Source organism: Micromonospora sp. D75, assembly GCF_018070405.1.
GTDB lineage: Bacteria > Actinomycetota > Actinomycetes > Mycobacteriales > Micromonosporaceae > Micromonospora > Micromonospora chalcea.
This window is the reverse complement of record NZ_JAGPXV010000757.1, coordinates 1-2,585: the sequence shown is the minus strand read 5'-3', so window position 1 is coordinate 2,585 and position 2,585 is coordinate 1. Positions and strand designations below refer to the sequence as shown.

Below are 2,585 nucleotides of genomic sequence, written 5' to 3'. Positions count from 1 at the left end.
GTGGTGCCGGGTTACTCCGCCGACCAGAGCCGCCGGCTGCTGGCACGGGCCGCCGACTCCGGTGACCTGCTCGGGCCGGCGCACTTCCCGTTCCCCGCGGCCGGGTACGTGCGCCGGGCCGAGCGCGGCTTCACCTACACGTTCCTCGACGTCTGATGCTCATCGCCGACTTCCACACCCACCACGCCTGTCCGGACTATCCCGCGGTGCTGCCGCACAACGCCACCGGCGTGCTCGCCGCCCGCTGGGCCGACACGGCCCGGCGGGTCGCCGACCTCGACGGCCTGCTCGCCGAGTCCGGCCGGCACGGCGTTGACCTGCGCGTCCTGAGCGCCCCGCCGGCGATGGTCACTCCGCACGGCGAACGGACGCGGCCGGACGATTTGCGGCGGCTCAACGACCACCTGGCGGCCGTGGTCGCCGCGAATCCGGGCCGCCTCGCCGGGCTCGCCACGATCGACGCCTTCGGCGGCGACGCGGCCGCCGGGGAGGTGGTCCGGGCCGTCCGCGAGCTGGGCCTGCCGGGCGTCGTCGTCGACTGCGGCGCCGCGGACGGGCGGCTGCTCGGCGACCCGGCCGCCCGTCCCACCCTGTCCGCCGCGGCCGAGCTGGGTGTGCCGGTCTTCGCGCATCCGATCAGCAGGTCCACGCTGACCGCCGAGTTCGCCGGCCTGGGCCGGCTCGGCACGTCGCTGGCCCGCGGCACGATCAACGCCGCCGCGCTGCTGTCCCTGCTCACCGGCGGCGCCCTGGCCGCGCTGCCCGGCCTGCACGTGGTCTTCCCGATGCTCGGGGTGGCCGGCCTGGCGCTCGCCGCCGCCACCGACGAGGGCGCGTTGCTCAGCGCGCCCGGCCGTCGCGCCCACGTTTACGCCGACACCATGGGGTTCGTGCCGTCGGCGATCCGCTTCGCCACCGACCTGCTCGGGGTCGACCACGTGGTCGTCGGCGGGGACTGGCCGGTCGCCGAACGGGAGACCACCCGGGAGCGGGTCGAGGTGGCGCTGCGCGGCGCGGGCCTCGACCCGGACGAGCGCGCACTGGTGGCCGGCGGCAACACGCTGCGCCTGCTGGGCCGCGGCTGACGCGCCGATCAGGCCGGCGCCGATCTCGTTCCCGCCACGGCCAGCGGGGCCGCGCCGAACGACACCGCGAACCGCTTGCACCAGATCGACACGCTGCGCAGCCCGTCCAGGTCCACCGACGCCGGGATGTCGTACGCCTGGTCGCCGATGTTGCCCTTGAGGCGGCCCAGTTCCACCCAGCGGCCGTCGTCGAACACCTGCCAGCCCGCGCGGCCCTGCTGCACCTTCCGGTCGGTGAGCCAGACCCGCAGGTCGGGGCCGTCGGAGGTGTTCAGGCCGCGCAGCAGCAACTGACGGCGGCCGTCGGCGAGCCGGACCAGCTGCGCCCGGCCGGACGTGTCGTGCTCGTGGGTGACGAAGTCACCGGCGGCCAGGACCACGTCGGCGGGCGGCCCGCCGGTGGCCGGCGGACCGCTCGTGCCGGCCGTCGGCGGCTCCGTCACCGACGGCAGCGCCTCGCGCACCTCGCGGTCGGTCACCAGCCGCCACGGCTGGAACAGGTACAGGCTCACCCCGAGACCGGCGACCACCACGACGGCGAGCACCGACAACACCACACGTCTTCTGCCCATGCCGTGAACCGTAGGGCCGTTCCCGGCCGGAGGATCTTTCCGTCCGCTTACGGCCCGACCGCGGGCCGCCGCGCCGGGACGCCGATGGGTAGCGTCGGGCCCATGGAGCGCTACGTGCTCGTCGTCGACGACGACCGGACGGTCAGCGACGTCGTCCGCCGCTATCTCGAACAGGACGGCTACCGGGTCCGGCTGTCCTTCGACGGGGCGGACGCGCTCGTCGCGGCCGGGGAGCAGCCGCCCGACCTGGTGGTCCTCGACCTGATGATGCCGGGCCTCGACGGCATCGAGGTGTGCCGGCGGCTGCGGCGGAGGCTGCCGGAGCTGCCCGTCGTCATGCTCACCGCGCTCGGCGACGAGGCCGACCGGGTCGCCGGGCTGGAGGTCGGCGCGGACGACTACGTGACGAAGCCGTTCTCCCCCCGGGAACTGGTGCTGCGCATCCGGTCGGTGCTGCGGCGCACGGCCCGCGACGACCGGGGACCGGCCGGGGTGCTGCGCGACGGCGACCTGACCGTCGACGCCGGCCGGCGGGTCGCCGAGCGAGGCGGGGAGCCGCTGGCGCTGACCGTGCGGGAGTTCGACCTGCTCGCGTTCCTGCTTGCGAACCCGGGTCGCGCGTGGTCCCGGGCCGAACTGCTGGACCGGGTGTGGGGCTGGCGCTTCGGCGACCAGTCGACCGTCACCGTCCACGTCCGGCGGCTGCGGGAGAAGATCGAGGACCGCCCGGCGCAGCCGTGCCGCATCCTCACCGTGTGGGGCGTCGGCTACCGCTACGAGCCGCTGGAGTCCCGGTGAGCGAGCTGCTGGTCATCGGGTCCTACGCCCTGCTGGCCGGCGCGGTCGTCGGCGCGCTCGGCGTGGGCGCGCTGCGGCTGGTGCGCCGCCGGTCGATCCTCGCGCACCTCGCGGTGCTGCTCGCGGGCAC

The 2,585-nt window shown here is 75.6% G+C and carries 3 protein-coding genes; 2 read left to right on the top strand and 1 reads right to left on the bottom strand.

The window, feature by feature from the left end; translation table 11 throughout:
* Positions 1-155: 155 nt before the first annotated feature.
* The gene (locus KBX39_RS28655) at positions 156-1,085 is read left to right on the top strand and encodes an amidohydrolase family protein (RefSeq protein WP_210873518.1); all 930 of its coding nucleotides are present in this window, start codon (positions 156-158) and stop codon (positions 1,083-1,085) included.
* A gap of 8 nt (positions 1,086-1,093) precedes the next feature.
* Here the strand turns inward: KBX39_RS28655 and KBX39_RS28650 are convergent, their stop codons facing one another.
* On the bottom strand, positions 1,094-1,657 hold the full coding sequence (locus tag KBX39_RS28650; RefSeq protein ID WP_210873516.1) for a DM13 domain-containing protein: 564 nt from the start codon (positions 1,655-1,657) through the stop codon (positions 1,094-1,096).
* Between the two features lie 102 nt (positions 1,658-1,759).
* Between KBX39_RS28650 and KBX39_RS28645 the strand changes: the two genes are divergently transcribed.
* Positions 1,760-2,455 carry a response regulator transcription factor gene (locus KBX39_RS28645; RefSeq protein WP_210873514.1) on the top strand — a complete coding sequence of 232 codons (696 nt, stop codon included), beginning with the start codon at positions 1,760-1,762 and terminating at the stop codon, positions 2,453-2,455.
* Positions 2,456-2,585: the final 130 nt, after the last annotated feature.